Raw genomic sequence first — 24,301 nt, forward strand, 5'->3', positions numbered from 1 at the left:
GGAGTGGGGCCGCTGGGAGATGGCGAGTGGTGAACCGCAGAGAAGCGCAACGTGTCATGGGAGTGGGGTTGATGCTCGCGGCCACGCTGGCGGGAGCGCAGATCGCACCGGCTCCGACGCCCACGCCCTCGGTCCCGTCGTCGGGCACGGCGGCACCGGCCTCGCAGGCGGCGCCCCAGGCCACGCCGCAGGCTCCCGCCGGGGGCCTGGAGACGCCCCAGGCCCCGGACGTGGCGCCCCAGGTGGGTGAGACGGCCCAGGAGGCGGTGCCGGAGCAGGGACCGCCCTCGGCGCCCGGGAAGACGAAGGCGGAGCCGCTCACGCTGGAGCAGCTCGTCCAGCGCGCGCGCAAGCAGGACGCGAGGGTGGAGGAGGCGCGGGCGGAGCTGCGCCGGCTGGAGGCGCTGCTGCGCCAGGCGCGCTGGGCCTGGTTCCCCAAGTTCGAGACGACGGTGGGCGTGGGAGGCCCGGTCCCCGAGGCGCGCAACGACGGCCTGGGCGGGCCGCCGACGACGGAGGCCTCGCTCGAGGGCGACTGGAGGTTCGGCCGGATGGGGTTCACCGCCTTCATCGAGGCCAACGCGGTGCTGCCGCTCTACACGTTCGGGAAACTGCGGGCGCTGGAGAAGGCGGCGGAGCAGGGGCCGGTCATCGGCAAGGCGCTGAAGGAGCGCGCGCAGGACGAGGCGGGATTCCAGGCGGCACAAGCCTTCTTCGGCTACCAGCTGGCGCGCTCGGGGCTGGCGCAGCTCGACGAGACGTCGAAGCGGCTGGAGGACGCGGCGAAACAGCTGCAGAAGATGATGGACGAGAAGTCCGAGCAGGTGTCGAAGATGGACCTGTACAAGGTCGGCTTCTTCCGCAACCAGCTCGAGGCGCGCCGGGCCCAGGCCGAGCAGGGCCGGCAGCTCGCGCTGGCCGCCATCCGTCTGCTGGCGGGCACTCCGCCGGGGGAATCGGTGCAGGTGGTCGAGGCGGAGCTGGAGCCGGAAGGGGAGGTGAAGGCGCCGACGCTGGAGGAAGTGCTGGCGACGGCGGAGCAGAAGCGGCCGGAGCTCGTGGGCATCGCCGCGGGCGTCGTCGCGCGCGAGCAGGAGGTGTTCATCCGCGAGCGCATGTTCTATCCGGACATCGGGCTCGCGGGCTTCCTGACGCTTCGGTACACCTCGAGCGCGACGACGCAGAAGGATCCCTTCGCCTTCGATCCGTACAACCAGCGCGAGGCGGGAGTGGGGCTGGTGGCGCGCGGCACCTTCGACATTCCGGTGAAGCAGTCGCAGCTGGATCAGTCGCGGGCGGAGCTGGACAAGCTGAAGGCGCAGCAGCGGCTGTTGCAGGCGGCCATCCGCCTGGAGGTGACGAAGGCGCACGGAGACCTGGTGGCGGCGCTGGAGCGGGCGAGGGTGCTCACCCAGGCGGAGCGGGACGCGCGGCGCTGGGCCACGGCGGCCATGGCGGCGTTCGATCTCGGCACCAGCGGCACGAGGGATTTGATCGAATCCTTCACGGCGCTCGCCCAGTCGTCGGCCGACCGGGCGCAGAGCTGGCACGACTTCCAGGTCGCCCAGGCGGAGCTGGCACGGGTCACCGGCACCACGCCCCGGGAGCCGTGAATAACTCCGGGCCGCGGGCTGTCCTCTCTCCCAACTTTCACTTTCAGCGATACGGAGTCACACCGATATGTTCGCCTCCCTGCTCGCAGCCGTGCTGCTCACCGCCGCCCCAGGTCCCCTCGATGTCGTGAAGTCGGGCAATACCGACGTCCAGAAGGTCGCTTCCGCGAAGGGGGCCACCGCGGATCAGCTCTCGAAGGTGGTAGAGCGCTTCGTGGATTTTGGTGAGCTGTCCAAGCGCGCGCTCGGCGACAAGTGGGACAAGCTGACGGCCGCCCAGCGCAAGGACTTCTCCAGCACCATGGAGGGCCTGCTGCGCGCCTCCTACGCCCAGAAGGCGCTCGGCCAGGGCAAGACGCAGGTGGAGTACGGCAAGGAGACGGTCGAGGGGAACGAGGCCACCGTGGGCACCACGGTGAACGTGAACCGGGACAAGTTCCCCGTCGAGTACAAGCTCTACAAGACGGCCGGGAAGGGCGAGTGGCGCATCTACGACATCGTCACCGATGACGTGTCGCTCCTGGAGACCTACCAGGGCCAGTTCCGCAAGCTGATCGCCGACAAGGGCTTCGACGGCCTGCTGGCCACCCTGAAGGCCAAGAAGGCGCAGCTCGAGAAGTCCGTGCAGTGACGGACTTCCCCCGGACCGCGTCTACAGCGGCTTCTCGTAGACGCGGTACAGCTTGGAGCGCTTGCCGCCCATGGACTCGATGGCGCGGTTGACGAGGTGGTTGTCCTCGAGCGTCCAGGAGATCTCCCCGCCCTCGTAGCCCAGCTCGCGCGCCTTGTTCAGGGTGTCCAGGTAGAGGATGGCGTCCAGGCCGCGGCGCCGGTAGCCCTCGACGGTGCCCAGCAGGACGAGGCGCAGCCGGCGGATGCGGCGCGAGGCCAGCAGCAGCTTCGCCAGACCGATGGGCAGGCCGAACGTGGTGAGCCGGCCATTGGCCGCCTTGATGGCCTCGTTGGCGTCCGGCAGGGTGAGCGAGAAGCCCACGGGCTGGCCCTTCACCTCGGCCACCAGCACGAGCTCCGGGCGCACCATCTGCTTCAGATCGCGCGCCAGGTGATCGAACTCGTGCTCCGTCATCGGGACGAAGCCCCAGTTCTTCTCCCAGGCCTGGTTGTACATCGTCTTCACCCGGGCCACTTCGGCGTCGAACTCCTTCAGGTTCACCGGGCGCACGGTGACCCCCTCGCGCTGGCGGATCTTCTCCGCGATGCGCGCCACCTTCTCCGGTGGCGGGGTGGAGGAGGACAGCTCCCACGCGAACAGATCCTTGGCCTTGGTGAAGCCGTTGGCCTCGACGAGCGCGGGGTACCAGGTGGGGTTGTACGTCGTCATGATGGCCGGCGGGGTGTTGAACCCGTCGATGAGCATGCCCACCTCGCCATTGGTGGAGTAGCTCATCGGGCCGATCACGGAGGCGAAGCCCTTGGCGCGCAGCCAGGAGGCGGCCGCCTCGAAGAGCACCCGGGCCACGCCGGCGTCATTCACGCACTCGAAGAGGCCGAAGAAGCCGACGTTGGTGCCCTGGAACTCGTTGTAGCGGGGGTTGTTCACCGCCGCGATCCGGCCCACCACCTCGCCCTCGCGGCGGGCCAGGAAGAACTCCACCTCACCGAACTCGAAGAAGGGGTGCTTCTTCGGGTTCATGAAGTCCCGGCGCTCCATCTCCAGGTGCGGCACGAAGTTCGGGTCGCCCTTGTAGATGGTGTACGGGAAGCGGATGAAGGCCGTGCGATCCGCCGAGGTGCGGACGGGAGTCACCTGCACGTTGGCGGGGAGGGGCGGCAACTTCGACTCGTGGGTCTGCGTCTCGGCGGTGGCGGCCATGGGTGTCCTCTCCTGCTAGTTCTGGTCCTCGCGCCCGTTGCGGATGAAGAGGTTGGCGCCCTTCTCCAGCAGCAGGCCCGGGATGTCCGCGCGCTTCTCCCACAGCTTCATCGGCACCTGGCCGAGCTTGCGGATGTCGTCCGGCTGGAGGTTGGCGGCCTTCCAGGTGAGCGACTCCACGGCGTCGAACAGCTTGCCGGCCACCTCGCGCGAGGACATGCGCGAGAGCTGATCCAGCGAGAAGCCGTTGGTGCCGTTCTGACCCGCGCTGGCCGCGGCCCACTTCTCCGAGGCCTTGTTGTTGCGCACCTGCGTGCCCGGGCGGGCGATCTGCACCGGGGTGTACGAGGACGGCCGCGTCTGGGGGATGACGTCCAGCTTCTTGCCAATCTGCTCGAAGATGTCGAGCACCCGGTCCAGCTGCTCGTCCGTGTGCGTGGCCATGTAGCTGGTGCGGATGAGGGCGTGGCCCGGCTCCACCGCCGGAGGAATCACGGGGTTGGCGAACACGCCCGCCTCGTGCAGCGCCTTCCAGAAGCGGAAGCACTTCACCTGATCACCGATGTGCACCGGCACCACCGGCGTCACCGACACGCCCGTGTCGAAGCCCATGGCGCGGAAGCCGTTGTGCATCTTCTCGGCGATGTCCAGCAGGCGCGCGCGCCGCTGCGGCTCGGCCTCGATGATCTCCAGCGCCTTGAGCGCCGAGGCGATGGACGCCGGCGTCATGGACGCGGAGAAGATGACCGAGCGCGACTTGTGGCGCATGTAGTTGATGACGTCGTGCGGGCCGGCCAGCACGCCGCCCAGCGACGCGAAGCTCTTGGAGAACGTGCCCATCACCAGGTCCGTCTCCGCCTCCAGGCCGAAGTACTCGGAGGTGCCGCGGCCCTTCTCACCCAGCACGCCCATGGAGTGGGCGTCGTCCGTCATCACCCGCGCGTTGTACTTCTTGGACAGCTCCACGATGCGGGGCAGGTCGCAGATGTCGCCCTCCATCGAGAACACGCCGTCGGTGACGATGATCTTCCCCGCCTTGGGCTCCTTCTCGGCGGCCTGCTGCAGCAGCTGCTCGAGGTGCTCCAGGTCGTTGTGCCGGTACTTGCGCTCGGTGGCGAAGGACAGCCGGACACCGTCCACCAGCGAGGCGTGGTTCTGCCGGTCCGCGAAGACGATGTCGTGACGGCCCAGGATGGAGGCCATGGCCAGGTTCGTCTGGAAGCCGGTGGAGATGACCAGCGCGGCCTCGCGGTTGAGGAACTTCGCCAGGCGCTGCTCCAGCTCCTCGTGCAGCGCCAGGGTGCCGTTGAGCAGGCGCGAGCCGGAGCACGTGGTGCCGTAGCGCTCCACCGCCTTGATCGCCGCCTCCTTCACCCGGGGATCCGCGCTCAGGCCCAGGTAGTTGTTCGACCCCACCATGATGACGCGGCGGCCCTCGATCTGGACCTCCGTCGCCCCGAACGACTCCTCGATGGCGCGGAAGTAGGGGTACAGCCCCGTGGCCTTGGCGATGCGGTAGTCCTTCCAGCTGCGGCACTTCTCGAACACGTCACTCATGGGGGGTCTTCTCTCTTGGGGGAGGTCCGGGCTCCGCGAATAATGGGGCGCGCTTCCCTGCAGTGTTCATACCGACCCGGGGCACCGCAGCGCGCGTCCTCCTCGGGGGTCCAGGCGTGGCCGTCAATATTGAGTCACCCTCCGAGTGTCAAGGCACCGACTGTCCGGCGATGTGCTCCCAGGCCTGGGGGGCTTTTTGCCCCGGGGCGGGGTTGACACGAACCCCCTTTTGATTCCCTTGACAGGCAAGTGAGCAACCGGTTGCACAGTCGGGGCACGCCTGCCCTGGTTCTCGAGGCGCGGACGGGGGCCTTCCGGACGCGGGCGGAAGGCTTCCGGTACCGGCGGTGTTGGAACCGTCATTCTCTGAGGCCGTGACAGGGAAGCGGAAGTTTGCTTTCTGCGGGCCTCCACTCGACTGGGGTCAAGCTTGGCTGAGTCTCTTCGACGGCGTTGGTACGAGGCCTTCATCCGGAGCACGCTCGCTCGCCCGTGGCGCGTGGTGCTGGCCTTCACGTTGCTGGCGCTGGGGGGAGCCCTGCTGGCCGGACGTCTGGAGTTCCGCGGGTCCTTCGTGGAGCTGCTGCCCAAGGAGGCCCCCGAGGTCCAGGATCTCACCCGGGTGGCGCAGAAGGCCGGCGGAGACGGCTATCTGGTGGTGCGCGCGCAGGGCGTGAAGCCCGAGGCGCTGCGCGCCTTCTCCGACGCCCTGGCCAAGAAGCTCGAGACGCTGCCGGAGGTGCGCTACGTCGAGCACCACTTCGACGTGGCCTTCTTCCAGGAGCGCGGGCTGCTGCTGCTGCCCACCGAGAAGCTCCAGGCGCTGCGCCAGGACGTGGAGGCGCGGCTGCGCTACGAGAAGCAGACTGCCCTCGCGGTGGACCTGCTGGACGAGCAGGACGCGCCGCCGGACTTCGACGCCATCGTCAAGAAGTACAGCCCGGAGGCGCCCATGCGCGAGTACCTCGGGAGCGCGGACGGCTCCGAGGTGTTCCTGATGGTGAAGCCGGATGGGACGGCGGGTGACATCGCCTTCGCGCAGAAGCTGGTGGACGACGTGAAGCGCACGGCCGCCGAGGTGGCCCAGGGCTGGCCCGGAGTGGAGCTCGACTACGCGGGCGCCTTCCAGGCCCGGCTCGAGGAGGACGCGGTGATGCGCAAGGATCTCACGCGCGCCGGAGTCCTCTCGGCGGTGATGGCGGTGGCCATCATCCTGCTGGCCACGCGGCGGCTGTGGGCACTGGCGGTGGTGGGCGTGCCCGTCATCTTCGGTGTGTCGCTGACGTTCGCCGTGGCGGAGCTGGCGATCGGCCACCTGAACATCGTCACGGGCTTCCTGGTGGCCATCCTCATCGGCCTGGGCCTGGAGTACGGCATCCACCTGGCCATGCGCTACTGGGAGGAGCGGCGCGAGCACTCCGCGGCCCAGGCGCTGACGGAGGCCGTGCGCGGCACCTTCGCGGGCGCCATCACCTCGGCGCTGACGAACGCGGCGGCCTTCTTCGTGCTGCTGTTCGCCCAGTTCGAGGCCTTCAAGCAGTTCGGCCTGCTGGCGGGCGTGGGCGTCGTCACGTCCGTGCTGGTGGCCTATGGCCTGGGCCCGGCGCTGCTGGTGCTCGCCGAGCGCCTGCGCCCCGGCGCTCGCAAGCAGGAGACCGCGCACGCGCCCGAGGCTCCCGCCAGCGCGACGCCGCGCCTGCCCGGCAAGCGCATGCCCACGGTGGCCATCACCGCCATCCTGCTGTCGGTGCTCGGCTTCGCGGCCTACTCCCTCTACGTGTCGCCGCGCGTGGGCTTCGAGACGAACATGCGCAAGCTCAAGGGCGAGTCGCCCGCGATGCTCCTCGACGACCACATCGTCGAGCAGACGGGCACTCCGCTCAACCCGGCCATCCTCCTGGTGGAGGACCTGAAGCAGGCCCAGGTGGTGCAGCAGGTCATCGAGGAGGTGAAGACCCGCCACGGCGCGGACTCCACCTTCAAGCAGTCCGCCTCGCTCAATGATCTGCTGCCGCGGGACGTGCCGGCGCACCAGGAGCAGATCGCCGCGCTGCGCGGGATGCTGGAGAAGCTGCCCCAGGACGCGCAGGAGGATCAGCGCGTGGCCACGGTGAAGAAGATGCTGGAGGCCCAGCCCTACGGGCCGGATGAGATGCCCGTGGAGGTGCGCCGCCGCTTCGAGGCGATGGATGGCAAGGGCATGTTCCTGCTGCTGTTCCCCTCGGTGTCCAACCACGACACCCGGGAGCTGGCGGCGTGGGCCTCGCAGCTCGACGAGGTCATCGCCGGGGCCAAGGCCCGGGGTGTGGACCTCGCGGTGTTGGATAGCAACCGGATCGCCGCGCGCATCTTCTCCATGGTGCGCGGGGACGGACCCTTCATCCTCTGGGCGGCCGCGTCGGTGGTCTTCTTGACCATCCTCATCAGCCTGCGCAGCTTCAAGCGTGCCTGCCTGGTGGCCGGGCCACTGTTCCTGGGCATGCTGTGCCTGGCGGGCGGGATGTACCTGTTCGATGTCCAGCTGAACTTCATCAACGCCGTGGTGCTGCCCAACCTGCTGGCCATCGCGGTGGACAACTCGGTGCACCTCTTCCACCGGTACGAGGAGGAGGGCCCTGGCTCGCTGGGCCACGTCGTGCGCCATACGGGCCTGGCGGCGGTGGTCGCCACCCTGTCCAACGCCGCGGGCTACGGCGCTCTGTTGATCTCCCATCACGCCGGTCTGAGGTCGATCGGTCAGATTGCACTTCTGGGCGTCATGTGCACCTTCCTGGGCACCACCGTCTTCTTCCCGGCCATGCTCGCTTTGATGGAGCGCTGGAAGGGCAGGAAGCGGGAGGGGGGCATGGTTCGGAGCCTGGAGATTGGCGCGCCCAGGAATGACGAGGCCGCTACGGAACCGGGGGAGCGTAAATCGGCGTGAGCGAATGGACTTCGTATAGCCGTACTCGAGAGGGCAGCCAGGAAGTGAGCTTCAAGGGAGTCGACCTCATCATCGTCGCCTCCTGTTCATTGGCCGCCCTGGCCCTCGTGGGACCCGCTCGCTGGGCCCCCGGCTCGACGGAGTCCGCTGTTCAATTCGCCATCTTCGCGCTCGGCCCCCTGGTGCTGCGCACCCTGGAGGCCTCCTTTCCCAGGAACCGGCTGCTGGCCTTCATGGCCTCCTTCTGGCTGCTGCCGGTGTTGAGCCTCAGCCACGGGTTGCTCAACCCCCTGGTGACGGCCGCCACCCCGGTGCTGCGCGATGCCCAGCTCGCCATGCTGGATCAGCGGCTGCTCGGGGCCCAGGCGTCCGTGGTGCTCGGGCAGATGGTGCCGCCCTGGCTCACCGACATCCTGATGGTCTGCTACTACGGCCACTTCGTCTGGCCGTTGGCGCTGGGCCTGGTGCTGTACTTCACCGGACGCCGCGAGGCCTTCGACGAGTACCTCATCGCGCTGAGCCTCTTCTTCCTGGCCAACTACGTCTGCTACGCGCTGGTGCCCGCCATCGGCCCGCGCTACTTCCTCTTCCACTCCTTCTCCGGGCCCGTGAATGGGCTGTGGGCGACGTCCTTCCTGGACTCGGTGATGCGCATGCCGCCGTTCTCGCGGGACTGCTTCCCCTCGGGGCACACCGGGACGGCGTTGCTGGTGCTGGTGTACGCCTTCCGGTTCGTGCCGCGCTTCTTCCGGGTGATGGTGGTGCCGGCGATCTGCCTCATCCTGGCCACCCTGGTGGGCCGCTTCCACTACCTGACGGACCTGCTGTGCGCGGTGCCGCTGATGCTGGTGGTGGTGAGCCTCTCGATGGCCTGGAGCAGGGCCACGGCGCGGCGCGAAGTGACGCGCCCGGTGCGAATGGACGCTATCGTACGCCCCTGAACAAGGGAGCGTACGCATGAGCAGGCCAATCTTCGCGGGCCGGGTGGCCCATCTCGGAACCACCGTCTTCACCGAGTTCAGCGCGCTGGCGCTGAAGCACGGGGCCATGAACCTGGGGCAGGGCTTCCCGGACTTCGACGGGCCCGAGGCCGTGAAGGAGGCCGCCCGCAAGGCCATCACCGACGGGGTGAATCAGTACGCGCCCAGCAGCGGCCTGCGCGACCTGCGCGTGGCCATCGCCGAGCACGGCGCGCGCTTCCACGGGCACACGGGCATCGATCCGGACACCATGGTGACCGTCACCAGCGGTGCCACCGAGGCCATCTTCTGCGTGCTGCTGGGCCTGGTGGATCCGGGTGACGAGGTGGTGGCCTTCGAGCCCTTCTACGACTCGTACGACGCCAACATCGGCTTCCTCGGGGCGAAGTCGCGCTACGTGCCGCTGCGGCCGCCGGACGCCTCGCACTCCACGTGGTGGTTCGATCGGGACGAGGTGCGCGCCGCCTTCGGTCCCCGGACGCGGGTGCTCATCCTCAACACGCCGCACAACCCCACCGGCAAGGTGTTCACCCGCGAGGAGCTCGAGTTCCTGGGCGGCCTGTGCGCCGAGTTCGATGTGAAGGTGCTCTCGGACGAGGTGTACGAGCACATCGTCTTCGCGCCCGCGCGACACATCCGCGCCGCCACCGTGCCGTCACTGACCGACCGGACGGTAACCGTGAGCAGCGGGGGCAAGTCGTTCAGCCTCACCGGTTGGAAGATTGGATGGATCATCGCGCCACCGGCGCTGCGTGACGCGGTGCAGCGGGCGCACCAGTTCGTGACGTTCGCCACGGCCTCGCCACTGCAGGCGGCGATGGCGGCGGCGCTGCGGCTGCCGGACACGTACTTCCAGGAGCTGGGCACCCAGTACCTCTCCAAGAGGGAGCGGCTGCTCTCGGGGCTCGCCGAGGCGGGACTGAAGGCGTACGTGCCCGAGGGCAGCTACTTCATCATGGCGGACATTCGCGGGAGGGGCTTCGCGGACGACGTGGCCTTCTGCCGACACCTGGTGACGGAGGTGGGAGTAGCGGCCATCCCTCCGAGTGTTTTCTATGGTCCCGAGCACAAGCACCTGGGGCAGGGGATGGCGCGCTTCGCCTTCTGCAAGACAGAGGCGGTGTTGGATGAAGCGGTGCGCCGGTTGAAGGAGGGGCTGGCTCGGGCCCGCTGACGCCTGGAACCCGGGAGCCGGGCGGCTTGCGACCTCCACAACCCGGGTGTTACATCCCCGCGCCAACATGCCCTCCCCTCGAACCCCGACCGAGTCCAAGAGGCTCTCCGCTCCCCGCTCGAACCAGTCCGCCAAGAAGGCGGGCCGGTCCACGTCCAAGCCCACGAAGGCCAGCAAGCCGGCCAAGGCGGCGAAGAAGGCCGTGAAGGCCGCGACGAAGGCCGTGAAGGCGGTCGCGAAGAAGGCCACCAAGGCCGCCGCGCCCAAGAAGAAGAACGTGGTGCTGCGCACCTACGACGCGGCGACGGCGAAGGTGGTGGGCAAGACCACCGAGAAGTGGGCGAAGAGCGAGCTGGCCGCGGTGACGCAGAAGATGCCGCTGCGCCGCAAGACGTTCGTCACCGACTCGGGCATCCCCATCCCGGACGTGGTGACGCTGGCGGACCGCAAGACCGAGTCCCCGGATGCGATCGGCCTGCCGGGCCAGTTCCCGTTCACGCGCGGCCCGCAGCCGACCATGTACCGCGGCCGCCTCTGGACGATGCGCCAGTTCGCCGGCTTCGGCACGCCCGAGGACACCAACAAGCGCTTCAAGTACCTCATCAGCCACGGCATGACGGGCCTGTCCACGGCCTTCGACATGCCCGCGCTCATGGGCTACGACTGCGACCACTCGATGAGCCGGGGCGAGGTGGGCAAGGAGGGCGTGAGCGTCTCCTCGCTGGCCGACTTCGAGGTGCTCTTCGACGGCATCCAGCTGGACAAGGTGACCACCTCGATGACGATCAATGCGAGCGCCATCGTGGCGCTGTGCATGTACATCGCGGTGGGTGAGAAGCAGGGCGTTCCGATGGCGAAGCTGGCGGGCACCATCCAGAACGACATGCTCAAGGAGTACATCGCGCAGAAGGAGTGGATCGTCGGTCCCCGGCCCGCGGTGCGGATCGTGACGGACATGATCGAGTTCTGCACGAAGAACATGCCGAAGTGGTACCCGGTGTCGGTCAGCGGCTACCACATCCGCGAGGCCGGAGCGACGGCGGTGCAGGAGCTGGCCTTCACGCTGGCCGACGGCATCGGCTACGTCGAGGAGTGCGTGAAGCGCGGCCTGGACGTGGACGAGGTGGCCCCGCAGCTGTCGTTCTTCTGGGACGTGCACAACGACTTCTTCGAGGAGGTCGCCAAGTTCCGCGCCGCCCGCCGCATCTGGGCGCACGTGATGCGCGATCGCTTCGGCGCGAAGAACCCGCGCTCGATGCAGCTCAAGACGCACGCGCAGACGGCCGGCGTGTCGCTCACGGCGCAGCAGCCGTACAACAACGTGGTGCGCACGGCGCTGCAGGCCTTCGCGGCAGTGCTCGGCGGCACGCAGTCGCTGCACACCAACTCGCTGGACGAGACGTACGCGCTGCCCACCGAGGAGTCGGTGACGATCGCGTTGCGCACCCAGCAGCTGATCGCCCACGAGTCCGGCGCGGACCGCGTGGTGGACCCGCTCGCGGGCAGCTACTACGTGGAGTACCTGACGGACGAGATGGAGAAGCGGGCGCTCGAGTACATCCGCCGCATCGACGAGATGGGCGGCATCATCCGGGCGGTGGAGGAGCAGTACCCGCAGAAGGAGATCGGCGAGAGCGCGTACCGCTTCCAGCGCGAGGTGGAGCAGGGGGATCGGCTGATCGTGGGAGTGAACGCGTTCAAGTCGGACCGGGACGCGCCGATCGAGCTGCTGCACATCGACGAGAAGGTGGCGGAGGCGCAGATGGCGCGGCTGGCGAAGGTGAAGTCGGAGCGCGACCAGAAGGCGGTGGACGCGGCGCTGGCGAAGGTGGAGGCGGCGGCGAGGGGAACGGACAACCTGATGCCGCCGGTGCTGGAGGCGGTGAAGGCGTACGCGACGTTGGGAGAGATCTCCGACGTGTTCCGCAAGGTGTGGGGCGCGTACCGCGAGGGTGGCGCGTTCTGAACCGAGGGTCGCGGTGACGACCCTCACCCCGACCCTCTCCCAGAGGGAGAGGGCCCAACGACGTTCCACCGTGTATGTCCCCTCTCCCTCTGGGAGAGGGCTAGGGTGAGGGTCTTCCCACCGTGAGCTTCTTCGGCGAGCTCTACCTCCGTTCCACGCTGCCGTTCCTCTCCGAGGAAACGACTGCGAAGGAAGTGGCGTACCTCGCGAGAAGCTTCCAGGACCTCACCGTCCCAGGCCCCGTGGTGGACCTCGGCTGTGGCCACGGCCGGCACGCGTCGCGCCTCAACACCGCGGGCCCACTGGCCGGGCGAATCATCGGCCTCGAGCTGGACGCCCTTTCACTCGCGGAGCGGCTGCCAGGCTTTCCGGCGGTGCGAGCGGATCTCCGCTCGCTTCCATTTGGCACGGGCTCACTGGCGGGAGCCTACGCCTGGTACTCGACGCTCTTCGTCTTCTCGGACGAGGAGCACGTGGAGCTCCTTCGAGAAGTCGCGCGGAGCCTGCGGCCCGGAGGGCGTCTGGTATTGCACACGGTGCCGTACGAGCGGCTCGCGTCACAACCGGAGGCTTCGTTCTCCACCTACCTACCGGACGGTAGCCTGCTGGAGGAGGAGAGCCGTTTCGATGCGGCGCGGAGTCGGGACCAGGGCTCCAGGCGACTGACATTACCGGATGGACGTGTCCTTTCCGGGCAATATGCCATCCGTTACTATCCTCTTGCGGATCTGATCCAACTGTTGGAATTCACGGGATTTTCGATCCGTTGGGTGCATGGCGGGCTGGAGGGGGAGCAGCCATCCGCCGCATCGACGGACCTCATCGTGGGAGCTGAGCTGCGACATGGCTGAGAAGAAGCTGCGAATTCTGGTGGCCAAGCCTGGCCTGGACGGGCACGACCGAGGGGCGAAGATCATCGCCCGGGCGTTGCGCGATGCGGGCATGGAGGTCATCTACACGGGGCTGCACCAGACGCCCGAGATGATCGTCAACGCCGCCATCCAGGAGGACGTGGACGCGATCGGCATGTCCATCATGTCGGGAGCGCACATGACGCTGTTCCCGGCGGTGATCGAGCTGCTGAAGAAGAGCGACGCGCTCGACATCGCGGTGTTCGGCGGAGGAATCATCCCGGATGACGACATTCCCAAGCTCAAGGGCCTGGGCGTGACGGAGATCTTCACCCCCGGAAGCTCGACGCAGGACATCGTCCAGTGGATCCGAACCAACATCGCCGCCCGCGCTTGAGCGGGCTCGCAGGACTGCCGGAACGGGTGGACGTGTACGAGGTAGGCCCTCGTGACGGCCTGCAGAACGAGCTGCGCACGCTGCCCACGCGAGACAAGGCGAGGCTGGTGGAGGCGCTGATCGCGGCGGGGGAGAAGCGCATCGAGGTGACGTCGTTCGTGTCACCCAAGTGGATCCCCCAGCTGGCGGACGCCGAGGAGCTGCTGCGCCTGGTGGGCCGGCGAGAGGGCGTGACGTTCTCCGCGCTGGTGCCCAACCTCCGGGGCCTGTCGCGCGCCAAGGAGGCGGGCCTGGAGGAGGCGGCGGTCTTCATCTCCGCGTCCGAGGCCCACTCGAAGAAGAACATCAACAAGAGCATCGCCGAGGCGGTGGCCGAGGCGAGGCAGACCACCGAGGCGGCGCTCAAGGCGGGCCTGCGGGTGCGCGGCTACCTGTCCACGGTGTGGGGCTGCCCCTACGAGGGCGAGGTGCCCGTGTCGCGCGTGGTGGAGATCAGCCGCGCGCTGGTGGACGGTGGCATCTACCAGCTCAGCCTGGGTGACACGATCGGGGTGGGGACGCCGAGGCAGACGGAGACGATCCTCTCCGCGCTGCTGGAGCACATCCCGGTGGAGAAGCTGGCGCTGCACCTGCACGACACGCGAGGCACGGCGCTGGCCAACGCGCTGGTGGGCCTGCAGATGGGCGTGACGACGTTCGACGCCAGCATCGGCGGACTCGGTGGCTGCCCGTACGCTCCGGGCGCGGCGGGAAACCTGGCCACGGAGGATCTCGTCTACATGCTCCACGGCATGGGCGTGCAGACGGGCATCAACCTCGACAAGCTCGTCGAGGCGGGCATGGTGGCGCAGGAGCTCATCGGCCGGAAGCTGGCGGGCAAGTTCCTCCAGGCGGCCCTGGGCGAGCGCGAGAAGAAGGCGAGCCGCCGGGCGCAGACCTGAGTCCGCGTCATCCGGCGGCGGGGGAGCGCGGTGCACCCGCGCCCCGTCTCAGTGCAGCGCCGTCGTCCTTCCCGGCATGATCGCGGCGGACGTATCCGTCCCCGCTGGCGAGCCCCCACCCGAGTGCTCCGACGGAGCGCTCTCGGGCACGGGGGGCTCGGTCGGGCTGTCCGAACCCGCCGGAGCGCTCCCGCCCGTGGGCCCCGGCTGAGCGGCCGGAGCCTGCTGGGTCTCGGCGGTGACGGGGGCCTGCTGCGTGACCACGGCCGGCTGCTGCTCCGTGGGAGCAGGCGTCTGCGTCGCGGGCGCCACCACCACGGCCGGTTGCGGCTCGACGGGAGCGGGCGCCGGAGCGGGAGTGGCGGGGGCCTGCTGCGTGGCCAGGGCCGGAGCCTGCTGCTCGAGCCCGGGCGGGAGCCGGCGCGGGGGAACGACGACGGGCGGGGGAATGGGGCAGCGGGTGCAGGGACCGCGCAGGGGCACCGCGAGCACCTGGCCCAGACGCAGGAAGGTGCCGCGCATCCGGTTGGCCTTCTTGATCCGCTCCACGCCGGAGTTGTAGCGCAGGGCGATGGCGCCGAGCGTGTCACCCGAGCGCACCCGGTGCATGACGATGTTCTGGTCCGGCTGCATCGCGAGCAGTGGGGCGACGCGGCGGCCCAGCTCCTGGGCGCGCGGGTTGAAGAAGCGCACGTGGAAGTGGTCGCGGTGGCGCCGGGCGTGCTTGATGAGGGACTTCGCCCCGGCGTTGAAGAGCGAGTCCAGCCACTCCTTGTTCTCGCCCTTGCGCAGCGCGTAGTCGTACAGGACCTTCATGACGCGCTTGTCCACGAGGATCATCTGCACGTCCGAGTTCGTGGCGAGCGACTTGATGAGCGCCCAGTTCAGCTCGAGGTCGATGTACTTCTCGCGCTCCCTCACGCGGATGGGATCCACGGTGGGGTAGTAGAAGCCCAGGTCCACGTCCCGGCCGTTCTGGTGGCTCTTGTGCGGGCGCAGGTAGCCGCCCTCGCGGGAGCTGAGCTGGTTCACCCGGAGCGGGGGCGCCTTCGGGTACTGCGCCCGGACCTCGCGGATGGCCTTGGCGAGGTAGTCCACCGTCTCCTGGGTGCCCCAGGCCAGCTCGGGCGAGACCACGATCCACTCGGGGCTCTCGGGCACGCGGACCGAGTTCACCATGCGGCCGCTCTCGACGAACCCCACGGAGATCGACCCGAGCGCCTTCGGCTCCTTCTTCCACAGCTCCGTGAGCTGCTCGTCCGTGAGGTCGGCGGTGTAGAGCGGACCCGTGGGCACGGCGCCCGTGGGCGCCTCCTGGGCCTCGCCCTCGTCGGTGTCGGTGGCGTCCGCCACCTCGTCGTCACCGTCCTCGGTCTCCTCGCTCCCTTCGGAGGAGGGCTCGGACGCCGCGACGGCCGCGTCGTTGTTCTCGACGACGGCCTGCGTCACGGCCTCGGGGGGCACCGGGGTGCTCTCCGCCCCCTGAGAAGGAGCCGCGGCCGACGACGCTTCCACCTCCCGTTCCGTCGCCTTCGACGGAGAGACGGAGGGAACCACGTGCGCCGCGCAGCCAGCGCACAGCAACAGGATGATCCAGGATGTAGAACGCACTCGGCACGCAGAATGGACCGAAATTGTTCCGGGCCAAAGTAAAGCGCTCGGGCTGCCTGGGACTCCTGGCAGGCATCCTGGAGGGACTTGACGCGTGGGGCCGAGGCCGCCAGACCCGTGACGGCACCTACCTCGGACCGATTCGCGAGTGAAACCGGGCACTTCGGAGTCCAGTCGAGGTGCGGGGGGGGCTCGCCGGAGGTGGGGCGAGGGTTGACGGCCCGGGGTGGGGCGGGAGAAGTAGACGGCCCCCCAACGACCTCGGGAAGGACATGACCCCGCTTCGAAAGATCTCACTCCTCGGCGCAGTGCTCCTCACCGTGGGAGGGCTTCACGCGACGCCGTCCGCCGCCGCGCAGGTGCCCGTGACCAACGCCGGCTTCGAGGCGCCCGGAACCTCGGGGCTGCCCGCGGGCTGGACGGTGAGCGGCGAGGGCCGGGTGACCTCCAGCGCGGAGGGCCGCTCCGAGGGCGCCAAGGGGCTCGTCATCGAGAACCCCGCCGGAGGCGCCGAGACCACCGTCCAGTCCCAGCCCGTGAAGCTCCAGGTGGGCCGCCTCTATCGGCTCAGCGCGTGGGTGAGGACGCGCGGCGTGCGGGCGGATCCGCAAGCGCGCTACCCCACGGCGCTCGGCGCCTGCCTGTCGATGAAGAGCTTCCCCTTCACCAACAGCTCCCCGACGCTGGGCGCGGACCAGGACGGGCGCGTCTCGGTGCTCTTCTTCGCCGCACAGAGCACGGACCAGGTCCAGATGCACCTGGGCCGCAATGGCAAGGCCACCGGCACCGCGTGGTTCGACGACGTGCGCCTGGAGGAGGTGGACGACATCACCACCTACATCCCGCTGGAGTCCGTGCGCTGGGCCGGCAAGGGCTTCCGCTACGACGACGGCGGGTGGAAGTTCGTCCACATCGAGGGCGAGCCGTACGAGCGCGGCCTGCAGTACGGCCAGCTCATGGCGGACGACATCGTCGTCTTCATGGAGAAGCTGGGCTACCGCAAGAACCGCCAGGACTCGGCCAATGGCTGGGCGCAGCTCCGGCTGCTCACCGACTCGCTCTTCCTGCGCAAGTTCGAGCCCGAGTTCCTCGAGGAGATGAAGGGCATCGCGGACGGGGCCAACAAGGGCGGTGCGAAGTACAAGGATCGCGAGCTGGATCTGCTGGACGTGGTGACCCTCAACTCGGCGGTGGATCTGGCGCATCTCGAGGATGCGAACCGGGTGAGCGCCACGCCGCTGTCGGGGCGCACCTTCCTCAAGGGCGAGGACGAGACGAAGCGGGGAGGGGAGGGCGACCACTGCTCGTCCTTCGTGGCCACGAAGTCGGCGACCCAGGATGGCCAGCTCATCATGGCGCAGATCTTCATGTGGAACGGCTACACCGGCGTCCACTGGGACGTGGTGCTGGACGTGAAGCCGACGAAGGGCCACCGCTTCGTCCTGCAGACGTTCCCGGGCGGCATCCACAGCGGCTCGGACTGGCTGATGAACGACGCGGGCATCGTCATCGGGGAGACCACGGTGGAGCAGACGCCCTTCGAGCCCGACGGTACGCCCCAGAGCAACCGCAGCCGCAAGGCGATCCAGTACGCCTCGTCGATCGACGACGTGGCCCGCATCATGTCGACGCGCAACAACGGCCTCTACACGAATGACTGGACGCTGGCGGACGTGAAGAGCGGCGAGGGCGCCTGCCTGTCGCTGGCCACGAAGAAGAGCCGGCTGTGGCGCACCGGCAGCCCCGGCAACCGCGCGGACACCCCGGGCAACCTCAAGGACTTCATCTGGGCCAACAACAACAGCCGGGAGCTGGAGCTGCGCAAGGAGTACGTCGCCAACCCGCTGAATGCCCCGGTGGACCTGGCCTTCGACACCTGGAACCGGGACATCGCCTTCCAGGAGTACTACGAGAAGCACGGCAAGGGCGGCATCGACCTGGACAACGCCATCCGCGCCATGGCCTCCAGCCCCATCACCCGCTCCCACGCCTGTGATGCCAAGATCACCACCACCGAGATGGCGCGCCAGCTCATGTTCCTCGCGCACTTCGGAAAGCCCACCCAGCGCGAGAAGTTCGTGGGCAACGGGCGCATCCTCATGGATTTCCCCGGCGCCATTCCCCACCTGTCGCTGGGCTACACCGCCTTCAGCCCCATCTACGTGGCGGACAAGCTGAAGGAGGCTCGTGCCCGCGCCCTCGCCCAGGAGACGAAGCTCCCCGAGCCCAAGCGGGAGCTCGACAAGGTGAAGGAGGCCCTGGGCTTCGACAAGAAGCTTCTCTGGTCCAACACCGTGTTCCCCGCCACGGACGGGGAGAACTGGCTGGTGAGTGGCTCGGCCGGCTACTGGTCCCTGCTGAAGGAGCTGCCGGACGCGGAGGACAAGGCCTTCGAGCAGCAGCGTGACGCGTTGGCGGATCTCAACGCCCGCTACCTCTACCTCGCCGCGCGCGAGGAGGACGTGGTGCCCGTGGCCGCGCGCACCTCGTACAACCGCTATGGCACCTACGCCATCCCCCGCATCAAGGGCACCTTCCTGCTGCACCAGCTGCGGCTGCTGCTGGGCAATGCGTCCTTCTCCCGGGTGATGGGCGCCGTCCATGAGCGCTACGCCAACAAGAACATCACCACGGCGGACTTCGTCCGCACCGCGTCCCAGGTCGCGGGCCGGGAGCTCCAGCCCTTCGTGTCCCAGTGGATCGAGCGCGGGGGTCTGCCCTCGCCTCGCATCGTCGCCAGTACGACGAAGGCCCGCGACGGCTACGACGTGAAGCTGAAGGTGGAGCAGGCCGGCAAGCCCTACCACTTCGTCACCACCGTGGAGCTGCTCACCGCGAAGGGCTCGACGCTGGAGCGGGTGGAGGTGAAGGGCGCCAGCAGCACCTTCACCTTCCACGTGGCGGAGCGGCCGGTGCGCGTGGTGTTCAACCCCTCCAACGACATCCCCGTGCCGCGCGAGCGCTACCAGATCCTCTCCAACCCGTCCGATGACTTCAGCCGCCTGCTGCTCGTCCACGGCACGGCCCGCGAGGTGGAGTCCCAGCGCACGCTCACCCTGAACTTCCGCGACGCAATGGCCAACGCCTTCACCGAGGTGCTCGCCCCCGTGAAGCCCGACGCCGAGGTGACGGCTCAGGAACTGGCGGAGAAGGATCTGATCCTCCTGGGCAACGCCGAGGACAACGCGCTGATGGCGCGGATCGCCGCGGAGAAGCAGCTGCCGGTGGAGCTCGGCCGGCGCTTCTTCCGGTGGCGGGGGAAGACCTACGGACGTCCCGATGACGGGCTCGCCGTGGCGCTGCCCAACCCCTGGAACCCGAAGCGGATCCTCTACCTCTACGTGGCCAACAGCGGCACGCAGCTCTGGCACATGACGCGCTCGATCCACGAGGATCTGAAGGGCTGGGCCGTCTTCCGTGGCGGCGAGGTGCGCGGCAGCGGCTTCCACGACCTCGACGCGCTGGCGGTGGACCTGCCGGAGGAGGCCCCGGGTCCCAAGGTCCAGCCTCTCGGCTCGGCGGGCGCGGGAGACTGAGCGGACCCCATGCCGCTCTTCCTCGCCCTGCCCGATGGCAGCCACGTGCCCCTGGAGAAGCCCGTGGTGTCCGTCGGCTCCGACTCCGCCTGTGACGTCGTCCTCCGGGAGCCGGGGGTGAAGCCCAGCCACGCGCTGCTCTTCCGGGACGCGCGGGGCTGGACGGTGTCCGCCGCGTCCAAGGGCTGTGAGCTGCGCGTGCGCAACAAGCGCGTGGAGCTGTCACCACTCGCTCCGGGCGAGTCCTTCTCCGTGGGGCGCTGCACCCTCACCCTGATCTCCTCCGAAGCGGCCTCGCCAGTCGCGGGCTCCGTACCGGAAGGGGCCCCGGGTGGACGGCTGGTGGCGGTGCTGACGGGCTTCGCCTCGCGGCTGATGGTCCAGCGGCCCACCGTGGAGCTCCTGGACGAGGTCATGCGCGGGCTCGCGGAGGTGGCGGACGCGGACGTGGGCTTCCTCGTGTCGGCGGAGGGGACGCGGCGCCATGTGCTGTGCTCCACCGGGCCGGTGCCGGAGGCGGCGGTGGTGGACAGCCTGGTGGATCAGGTGGTGGCCTCGGGTGCTCCCGTCCTCGTATCGGACGTGGCCGCGGACGCCGCGCTGGCCGGGGCTCCCAGTGTCGTGGCCCTGCGCCTCACCTCCGCCCTGGTGCTGCCCCTGCGCGGGGGGACGGCGCCGCTGTCCGCCGTGTACCTCGGACGGCGCGTGGGCCGCCCACCGTTCTCCCCTCGGGAGCTGGAAGAGGCCATGGCCCTGTCCTCGCTGGCGGCGCTGCTGCTGGCCACCTCGCGCGAGTTGATGGAGCTGCGCACACGGGTGGACAGCCTCACGCAGCGCATCGAAGCGGCTACCTTCGAGGGGATCATCGGTGAGTCGCCTTCCATGCGCGCGCTGTACCGGCAGGTGGAGCGCCTGGGGCCCACCTCGCTCCACGTGCTCATCCAGGGTGAGACGGGCACGGGCAAGGAGGAGGTGGCGAAGGCGCTGCACCGGCGCAGTGGACGGCGCGGGCGGCTGGTGGCCATCAACTGCGCGGCCCTCCCCGAGTCGCTCATCGAGCGGGAGCTGTTCGGCCACGTGAAGGGCGCCTTCTCGGGGGCGGGGACGGACCGGCCCGGGCTGGTGGAGGCCGCGGACGGCGGCACGCTCTTCCTGGACGAGATCGGGGACATGCCGCTGTCGCTCCAGTCCCGCCTGTTGCGCGTGGTGCAGGAGCGCGAGGTGACGCGGCTGGGGGAGAACCATCCGCGCAAGGTGGACATGCGCGTGGTGTCGGCCACGCACCGGTCCCTCGAGGCCCTGGTGGCGGAGGGCCGCTTCCGCGGCGACCTGCGCTACCGCCTGGACGAGGTGCGCGTGGAGGTGCCGCCCCTGCGCGAGCGGGGCGACGACGTGCTGCTCATCGCCCACCATGTGCTGAGCCGCGAGGGCCGGCGCGCGCGGGGCTTCACCCAGAAGGCCACGGAGGCCCTGCTCGGCCATCCCTTCCCGGGCAACGTGCGCGAGCTGGTGTCGCGGGTGCGGCGCGCGGCGATCCTCGCCTCGGGAGAGCTGATCGGTCCCGAGGACCTGGAGCTGGGAGGGGACACGGCGCCGCTGGTGCCACTGGAGGAGGCGCGCGAGGCCTTCGTTCAGCGCTACGTGCGCGAGGCCATCGCCCGGAGCGGCGGCAGCAAGAAGGACGCGGCGCAGGCCCTCGGCATCGGTCTGCGCTCGATCTTCCGCTACCTGGGCGAGGACTCCTGACCTGGAGTATTCCTGTGCACTGCATGCACCGACTCGTCCGACTCGTGGTGCCGCTCGCTCTCGTGACCGTGCTGGGCTGTCCTCTGGACATCGAGGTCCGGGAGCCGCCGCTGGACACCGACGCGGGACCGCGGGCGTGCGTGAAGGACCAGGACTGTCCGGAGGGACAGCGCTGCGACGACGCCTATTCGGACAACCACTGTGAGCCAGGTCCCCGGGTCACCCAGTCGTGCACGGGAGATTTCACGTGCTCCTACCTGGCCTCCTGTGTGGAGGGCCGTTGTGAGCTGGGCTGCCTGGGCGGTCGCTGCCGGCCGGGCTACCAGTGCGCTCCGGACAGGGAATGCGTCGAGGCCTGTTCCGAAGGGGCCCCCACGAAGCTCGGTGACTACTGCGACGGCTCCACCGACTGCGGCCGCTGTGGCTTCTGCGTGGCGCTCTCCGGGAGTGGAGAGAAACGATGTCACCAGCCGTGCACGTCCGACACGGAGTGTGGAGGTGAAACGGGGGCGTGCCAGAAGGTGACGAACAGCACGCTGCACGTCTGCCGCCTGCCATGATCAGTGGGTGATTGCTGGGGTGAAATGGGCTCTCGTAGGATGGACCCGAGATGACGGACGAACTGCTGGCCGGCCGCTACCAGTTGGAACAGGAGCTGGGGCGAGGAGGCATGGCCACGGTCTTCCTGGCCCGGGACACGAGGTTGGCGCGCCGGGTGGCGGTCAAGGTGATGCATCCGGGCGAGGATGGGCGCCGCGCCGAGCGCTTCCGCCGGGAGGCAGAGCTGGTGGCCTCCATCAAGCACCCCCACGTGCTGGAGATTCACGACTTCGGCGAGGACGCCCGCCGGGGGCCCTTCCTCGTGTGCGAGTGGGTGCAGGGCGAGGACCTGCGCGCGTTGGCGCAGCGGCTCGCGCCCGTGCCGCCCGAGGTGGCGGCCGTGCTGTGCTGGACGCTGGCGCAGGCGCTGGGCGAGGCGCACGCACACGGCGTGGTGCACCGGGACGTGAAGCCGGAGAACGTGCTCGTGTCCCGGAGCGGAGCATTGAAGCTGGCGGACTTCGGCATCGCCGCGGTGGCCGATGACGAGCGGCTGACGAGCACCGGCACCGTCACGGGCTCGCTCGCGTACATGGCACCCGAGCGCCTGGATACGGGCGCTTTCTCACCGGCCTCGGACGTCTACGCGGTGGGAGTCCTCCTCTTCGAGTTGTGCGCCGGGACGACGCCGCACGCGGGCAAGGGGAGCGCGCACCTGGTGACCTCGGTGATGACGCGGGACGCGCCCCGGCTCGTGGATGTCGTGCCCGGCACGCCCGAGCCGCTGGGCGAGCTGGTGGCCCGATGCCTGGCCCGGGATGCACGCGACCGGCCCCAGAACGGCGCGGAGCTGGCCGAGCTCCTGGAAGAGGTGGTGAGTCACATCGCCGGACCTCCCGCCGAGGTCTCTCGTAACTTCTTCCGGGATCCGGTGGGCGAGGCCGCGCGGTGGCGAGAGGTCCAGTTCGAGCGGTTGCTGAGCGCGGGCCGCGCGTTGCTCGCGAAGGGGGAGGGGGCTCGGGCCGCGAAGCTGCTCAATGAGGCCCTGGCGCTCCGTCCGGACTCCGCCGAGGTGGGCGAGTTGCTGCGCGCGCGTCCGCCGGCACGCCGTTCGCGGGCGCTCGTGGGAGGCGCAGTGCTGGTGGGCCTCCTCGCGATTCTTGGCATCTGGGGTTGGGCACGACACCGGGACGTGGTGCCGGAGGAGGTCGTGGCGACGGCTCCTGTTCCTCCCGAGCGCGCGTCCCCATCAACCCCCGCCCCCGAGCCCGTTCCGAAGCCCATCTCCGAGCCAGTTCCAGAGCCGGTCCCGGAGAAGAAGGCCACTCCCGATCCCGCGGAGCCGGTCGTTCGCGCCACTCGGGCCCAGACGCCTCGCCCGGTCCCGCCGAAGCGGACGGAGCCCCCGGCCGCCCGCCCCACGAGTCCGCCTCCGGTGGAATCGCCTCCTGTTCCAGCGGCGTCGTCTCCTGTCACGGGAGAGCCCTCGCCGGAGTCCCAGGTGCCCGCGACGTTGCGCGTGGTGGTGCGCCCCTGGGCCGAGGTGTTCGTGGATGGGCAGAGCCGGGGCTACACGCCCCGGGTGCGCGAGCTGCGCCTGTCGCCGGGCACGCACCGGCTGCGCCTGGAAAATCCGATGTGTGCTCCCATCGAGGAAGTCCTTCAGGTGTTCGCGGGCGAGTCGGTGTCGCGCGAGCTGACCCTGCGGGAGTGCAAGGAGGCCTCGCCATGATGGCGCTCGTGGTGTCCCTGGTGCTGTCGTCCTCCCCGGTGCTGGAGCCGGCCCGCGAGGCGTATCAGGCCGGAGAAATGACGAAGGCCCGCGCCGAGCTGGAAGCGCTGCTCTACCCGTTGCGGTTGAACGACACCGCCGAGGAGGCCGAGGCCCACCTGCTACTGGCGGCCACGTTCCACGCGCAGGAGGATCCGGAACGCGCGGAGCGCGAGGTGATCCAGGGACTGGCGGCGAGCCCTGGCGTGAAGCTGGACCCGCTGCTCTATCCACCGGACTTCATCGCCTTCGTGGAGCGGGTGCGCGGCCTGCACTCGGCGAGCATCTCCGAGCTGGCCGAGCGGCGCCGCCGCCCCGTGCTCGAGCCCCCGGCGCGTCCCCAGCCCTCGGAGGTGGAGCTGGCGCTCCAGCCGCGACGACAGCCGCCCTCGCGGGGCTGGTACCTGGTGCCCTTTGGCGTGGGCCACTTCGTGCACCAGCGGGAGACGAAGGGCACGGTGCTGGCGGTGACGCAGGGGACGTCCTTCGTGGTGTCCGCGGTCTCGCTCGGCACGGCGCTGGCGCTGCGCGGCCCCGACGGCAAGTACACCCCCGAGGACGCGTCCACGGCCCGGGGGCTCAACGTCTCCTATCTGGTGGGGGCGTATGCCTTCGCCGCGCTCTACGCCTATGGCGTGCTGGACGGGCTCGTCTTCACGCCAGAGGAGCAGGTGCTTCGCGGCGCCCAGGACGGAAACTGACCGCCGTGCCATCTAGTCGACTGCCCGCGAAGCTTTTGGACATAGTCGGCTGTGGTCCTGCCAGCGAGAGAGGACCTTCCGGCCGCACTCGGCTCGAACTGGTCTGACTATCGGACCAGTTGCTTGAACTCGCGCCCGGAAGCCGACCCTCTCTACCTGG

General features: G+C 69.2%; 17 protein-coding genes. 14 read left to right on the forward strand and 3 right to left on the reverse strand.

The window, feature by feature from the left end:
- Positions 1-29 precede the first annotated feature (29 nt).
- Together JRI60_RS26375 and JRI60_RS26380 are read left to right on the forward strand one after the other, a co-directional pair.
- Positions 30-1,613, forward strand: a complete 1,584-nt coding sequence (locus JRI60_RS26375) for a TolC family protein (protein WP_430384394.1) — start codon at positions 30-32, stop codon at positions 1,611-1,613.
- A 67-nt stretch (positions 1,614-1,680) separates the two neighbouring features.
- The gene (locus JRI60_RS26380) at positions 1,681-2,244 is read left to right on the forward strand and encodes an MlaC/ttg2D family ABC transporter substrate-binding protein (protein ID WP_204228641.1); all 564 of its coding nucleotides are present in this window, start codon (positions 1,681-1,683) and stop codon (positions 2,242-2,244) included.
- Between the two features lie 21 nt (positions 2,245-2,265).
- On the opposite strand, the gene JRI60_RS26385 is transcribed toward JRI60_RS26380, so the two are convergent.
- Positions 2,266-3,447 carry an N-acetyltransferase gene (locus JRI60_RS26385; RefSeq protein WP_204228642.1) on the reverse strand — a complete coding sequence of 394 codons (1,182 nt, stop codon included), beginning with the start codon at positions 3,445-3,447 and terminating at the stop codon, positions 2,266-2,268.
- 15 nt (positions 3,448-3,462) lie between these two features.
- Positions 3,463-5,004 (reverse strand): aminotransferase class I/II-fold pyridoxal phosphate-dependent enzyme, encoded by a 1,542-nt coding sequence (locus JRI60_RS26390; RefSeq protein ID WP_204228643.1) that lies wholly within the window; start codon positions 5,002-5,004, stop codon positions 3,463-3,465.
- Between the two features lie 430 nt (positions 5,005-5,434).
- On the opposite strand from JRI60_RS26390, the gene JRI60_RS26395 reads away from it, so the two are divergent.
- The 7 genes from JRI60_RS26395 (at position 5,435) to JRI60_RS26425 (ending at position 14,236) form a co-directional block, all read left to right on the forward strand.
- On the forward strand, positions 5,435-7,927 hold the full coding sequence (locus JRI60_RS26395; RefSeq protein ID WP_204228644.1) for an efflux RND transporter permease subunit: 2,493 nt from the start codon (positions 5,435-5,437) through the stop codon (positions 7,925-7,927).
- Complete coding sequence (locus JRI60_RS26400) at positions 7,924-8,868, forward strand: phosphatase PAP2 family protein (protein ID WP_204228645.1); 945 nt, start codon at positions 7,924-7,926, stop codon at positions 8,866-8,868. The genes JRI60_RS26395 and JRI60_RS26400 overlap by 4 nt, the downstream gene beginning before the upstream one ends.
- Before the next feature lie 16 nt (positions 8,869-8,884).
- A complete protein-coding gene (locus tag JRI60_RS26405) occupies positions 8,885-10,081 on the forward strand; it encodes an aminotransferase class I/II-fold pyridoxal phosphate-dependent enzyme (protein WP_204228646.1) in 1,197 nt (398 codons plus the stop codon).
- 67 nt (positions 10,082-10,148) lie between these two features.
- Entirely contained in the window at positions 10,149-12,047 is a 1,899-nt protein-coding gene (locus tag JRI60_RS26410) for an acyl-CoA mutase large subunit family protein (protein ID WP_275439604.1), read from the forward strand.
- A 122-nt stretch (positions 12,048-12,169) separates the two neighbouring features.
- Positions 12,170-12,898 (forward strand): class I SAM-dependent methyltransferase, encoded by a 729-nt coding sequence (locus JRI60_RS26415; RefSeq protein WP_204228647.1) that lies wholly within the window; start codon positions 12,170-12,172, stop codon positions 12,896-12,898.
- Entirely contained in the window at positions 12,891-13,295 is a 405-nt protein-coding gene (locus JRI60_RS26420; protein WP_204228648.1) for a cobalamin B12-binding domain-containing protein, read from the forward strand. The genes JRI60_RS26415 and JRI60_RS26420 overlap by 8 nt, the downstream gene beginning before the upstream one ends.
- Complete coding sequence (locus JRI60_RS26425; RefSeq protein ID WP_204228649.1) at positions 13,262-14,236, forward strand: hydroxymethylglutaryl-CoA lyase; 975 nt, start codon at positions 13,262-13,264, stop codon at positions 14,234-14,236. Before JRI60_RS26420 ends, JRI60_RS26425 begins: the two co-directional genes overlap by 34 nt.
- A gap of 48 nt (positions 14,237-14,284) precedes the next feature.
- Here JRI60_RS26425 and JRI60_RS26430 read toward each other — a convergent pair whose 3' ends face one another.
- The gene (locus JRI60_RS26430; RefSeq protein ID WP_239470738.1) at positions 14,285-15,847 is read right to left on the reverse strand and encodes a penicillin-insensitive murein endopeptidase; all 1,563 of its coding nucleotides are present in this window, start codon (positions 15,845-15,847) and stop codon (positions 14,285-14,287) included.
- Between the two features lie 272 nt (positions 15,848-16,119).
- Here JRI60_RS26430 and JRI60_RS26435 point away from each other — a divergent pair, with 272 nt between their 5' ends.
- The 5 genes from JRI60_RS26435 to JRI60_RS26455 are packed head-to-tail and all read left to right on the forward strand — an operon-like array spanning position 16,120 to position 24,141.
- Positions 16,120-19,383 carry a C45 family autoproteolytic acyltransferase/hydolase gene (locus JRI60_RS26435; RefSeq protein WP_204228650.1) on the forward strand — a complete coding sequence of 1,088 codons (3,264 nt, stop codon included), beginning with the start codon at positions 16,120-16,122 and terminating at the stop codon, positions 19,381-19,383.
- 9 nt (positions 19,384-19,392) lie between these two features.
- Complete coding sequence (locus JRI60_RS26440) at positions 19,393-21,129, forward strand: sigma 54-interacting transcriptional regulator (protein ID WP_204228651.1); 1,737 nt, start codon at positions 19,393-19,395, stop codon at positions 21,127-21,129.
- A gap of 23 nt (positions 21,130-21,152) precedes the next feature.
- Positions 21,153-21,689 carry a Dickkopf N-terminal cysteine-rich domain-containing protein gene (locus JRI60_RS26445; RefSeq protein WP_204228652.1) on the forward strand — a complete coding sequence of 179 codons (537 nt, stop codon included), beginning with the start codon at positions 21,153-21,155 and terminating at the stop codon, positions 21,687-21,689.
- 50 nt (positions 21,690-21,739) lie between these two features.
- Positions 21,740-23,401: a serine/threonine-protein kinase gene (locus JRI60_RS26450; protein WP_204228653.1), complete on the forward strand. Its 1,662-nt coding sequence runs from the start codon at positions 21,740-21,742 to the stop codon at positions 23,399-23,401.
- The gene (locus tag JRI60_RS26455) at positions 23,398-24,141 is read left to right on the forward strand and encodes a hypothetical protein (protein ID WP_204228654.1); all 744 of its coding nucleotides are present in this window, start codon (positions 23,398-23,400) and stop codon (positions 24,139-24,141) included. The genes JRI60_RS26450 and JRI60_RS26455 overlap by 4 nt, the downstream gene beginning before the upstream one ends.
- Positions 24,142-24,301 lie beyond the last annotated feature (160 nt).

The sequence above is a fragment of the Archangium violaceum genome, from assembly GCF_016887565.1.
Classification (GTDB): Bacteria; Myxococcota; Myxococcia; order Myxococcales; family Myxococcaceae; genus Archangium; species Archangium violaceum_B.